This is a genomic window from Methanofastidiosum sp., from assembly GCA_020854815.1.
Classification (GTDB): Archaea; Methanobacteriota_B; Thermococci; order Methanofastidiosales; family Methanofastidiosaceae; genus Methanofastidiosum.
Window position 1 is genome coordinate 1 of sequence record JAHKLW010000076.1, and the last position, 3101, is coordinate 3101.

Below are 3101 nucleotides of genomic sequence, written 5' to 3' on the forward strand. Positions count from 1 at the left end.
AGATATTAGTCTACAGGTATTTTCCAAATTTCACACCCCCGGAAAATAAGCCCAAATATCGCCCCGTTTCAAAAATAGCCGCCAGAAAAGTTATTGGCGGGCAGTAAGGGATTCGAACCCCTGGCCCGTAGATTAAGAGTCTACTGCTCTACCAGACTGAGCTAACTGCCCTTAACGCACAAATTCAAACTCGATATTTAAGTTTTTTGGGTTAAAAAAATTTAATACGCCCTTGGATACGATCCTAAAACCTTGACTGAAAATATTGAAGATAACTCCTTTAAAGTCTGGTTTATTTTCTTATCTTTTGTATGGCCTTTAAAATCAATGAAGAATATATACTCCCCCATCCTCTTCTTCGACGGCCTTGACTCAATTTTTGTCAAGTCAATGCCTGCGTCATAAAAGGGTTTTATAACAGAGTATAAAACACCGGGTCTGTTGACACTTGGAGAAACAACTATACTCGTTCTATCCTTTCCAGTGGGTAATGCACTTTGATTTCCTACAACAAAGAATCTAGTAAAATTAAGTTTTTCATCTTGCACATCTTTTTTTAAAAGCCTTAACTTGTATATTTCTGCTGCAAATTCAGACACAAGTGCAGCATATCTATTGTCTTTTCTATTTGAAAGTTCAATTGCAGAGATTGCATTTGATGAAGTTTCATGTATTTCTACTTTTGGTAAGTAGCTTCTAATAAACTTTTCACACTGCGATAGGGTTAGATTATGAGAATACAATACTTCTATATCTTCTAATTCTCCCCAACAGGCAAGATTATGTCGAATAGGTAATAGGTATTCTTTATTGATCTTGAGATTAAATTCAATAAGACTATCAAGTGTTTGTGATACTCCTCCCACAAGAGAATTTTCTACGGGTACGACGCCTCCATCACACTCATTTGCCTCAACTGCATTAAATACTTCCCAGATACTTCTTTTGAATATTATATCATCTGCTCCGAGTAATAATGATGCTTCATGGCTAAATGTAGCCTTTGGTCCTAATGTTGATACCTTCACTCACTCACCATTCTTTTAATCAATATATTGCTTTCTTTTTCAGCTTTTTCTGTAAAATCACCCAAGTATTGAGATGCTTCTTCAAAGAAGTTTATAAAACCATCTCGATCTTTTGTTTGAATTTTCTTAAATAGTACTTGAGCTGATTGGATATATTGCGACAATACTTCGGGAGTTTCAGAATTTAATAGAGAAATGTCTGCGTAAAGTTCAGGCTCTTGATTTAAGATTCTGCCAGCCATATCTAGTGTCAATCTATATACTGGGCTAGTACATTCAAAGCTTTTTTTTATGTCAAAATCTAAATCTTTTAACGAATGGCACAAAACAATGGCAGAAAAGTGAGTTAAACCCTGTATCACGGCCATCATTTTATCGTGTGTTTCTGGTAACATTTCGACAATGTTTGCACCTTTTTTCTCAAGTGTAGAATTGATTTTTTTATAGAGGCCTTTGTTTGTTATTCTTTCAGGACATATAATAATAGTCTGTCCTTGGATATCTCCAATAGAAGGCGCAAATAGTGGGTGAGTTCCTAGAACATCTGCCTTGGACTTTAACATTTCGTCTATTGGGCCTATCTTAAGTGATGTTAGGTCCATTAGAAGTTTACCTTCATCCATGAATGGCACTATCTCTCGTATAACAGCTATAGTAGATCCGATGGGTACAGATACTATAACTACATCACTCCTCCGGATAAGCTCTTCTTTTGAGAGGGATGTGGACCTTGAAGAAACAAGAACTTCATATCCTTCCTCTTCAAAGATATTTTTGAACAGTCCACCGAGCTTTCCTGTGCCACCAATAATTCCAACTACTGTCATTTTAGGTCCTCCACAGATTTCTGCATAAGTAAATGGTCTAAAATCGTGATTGCAACCATTGCTTCGCAGACGGGATTGATTCTTGGAATAGCACAAGGATCATGCCTTCCTTCAATTTTAATTGACCTCTCATTTCCTTTGATATCAATTGTTTTTTGTTCTTTGGAAATTGAAGGTATTGGTTTTACTGCGACTCGGATAATAATATTTTCTCCGTTGGATATCCCGCCAACTATGCCTCCGGCTCTATTTGTAACAAAGCCCTTTTTACTCATTTGATCATTACTTTCAGAGCCGAACAAATTGGAAAGACTAAATCCTGCCCCAAATTCTACTCCTTTGACCGCGCCAATAGAGAAAAGTCCTTTTCCTAAATCTGCTTCAAGTTTATCAAATACAGGTTCGCCCAATCCGATAGGAACATTTTTGACGACAATCTCAACAATCCCTCCAACAGACTCGCCTTGAGATTTTGCCTTGATAATTTGTTGAGCCATTTGTTCAGAAATTTTTTTATCTGGACACCATAGCCTATCTTTGATTATATTCTCTCTTTTAAGAGATTCATGAACAATATCATATATTCCTATACCGCCGATATTCTTTGTAAAAGAAAATAGTTCAAATCCTTTGATCTTTTTTTCCAAAACTTTTCTTGCAATTGCCCCGCCTGCAACTCTTGCAACTGTCTCTCTCCCCGAGGCTCGGCCACCCCCTCTGTGGTCATACAAACCATACTTATGGAAGTAAGTATAATCGGCATGGCCTGGCCTGAATACACCTTTTATTTTTTCATATGAAGAGGAGTCCGCATCTTTATTATTAACTATTATTGAAATAGGAGTTCCAAGCGTCTTTCCTTCAAACACTCCGGATAAAATTTCACATCTATCATCTTCTTTTCTTTGTGTAGAAAGTTCATCACTTCTCGGTTTTCTTAAATTCAATTCTTTATTAATTTCATCTTCACTGAGTATTATTCCTGGTGGACACCCATCTATTACGACTCCCAAAGCCTTGCCATGAGATTCACCCCAGGTTGTAATCCTAAAAAATCTACCGTAAGTATTTCCCCCCATCACATCAGTCTCCTTTTCTCAAGCTCCATTAAGATTTTATCACAGATCTCAAATACACTTAAACTGTCTGTATCTATAATCATATCTGCTATTTCTTCATAAACGGGCATCCTTTCAGCCATTATAGCGTCAATCTCATTCTGGGAAGTTTCATTTGTAAGCGAAGG

The 3101-nt window shown here is 36.9% G+C and carries 4 protein-coding genes and 1 tRNA gene; all 5 read right to left on the reverse strand.

All coding sequences use genetic code 11. From position 1 onward, the window contains the following. Nucleotides 1-94: 94 nt before the first annotated feature. Nucleotides 95-171, reverse strand: a tRNA-Lys gene (locus KO464_09135). 50 nt (nucleotides 172-221) lie between these two features. Further along, entirely contained in the window at nucleotides 222-1028 is an 807-nt protein-coding gene (pheA, locus tag KO464_09140; GenBank protein ID MCC7573533.1) for a prephenate dehydratase, read from the reverse strand. Then, nucleotides 1025-1855 (reverse strand): prephenate dehydrogenase/arogenate dehydrogenase family protein, encoded by an 831-nt coding sequence (locus tag KO464_09145; protein MCC7573534.1) that lies wholly within the window; start codon nucleotides 1853-1855, stop codon nucleotides 1025-1027. The genes pheA and KO464_09145 overlap by 4 nt, the downstream gene beginning before the upstream one ends. Further along, nucleotides 1852-2934, reverse strand: a complete 1083-nt coding sequence (aroC, locus tag KO464_09150) for a chorismate synthase (GenBank protein ID MCC7573535.1) — start codon at nucleotides 2932-2934, stop codon at nucleotides 1852-1854. The genes KO464_09145 and aroC overlap by 4 nt, the downstream gene beginning before the upstream one ends. Next, nucleotides 2934-3101 (reverse strand): shikimate kinase AroK (gene aroK / locus KO464_09155; protein MCC7573536.1); only part of this gene is annotated, 168 nt, incomplete at its 5' end. The genes aroK and aroC, both read right to left, overlap by 1 nt.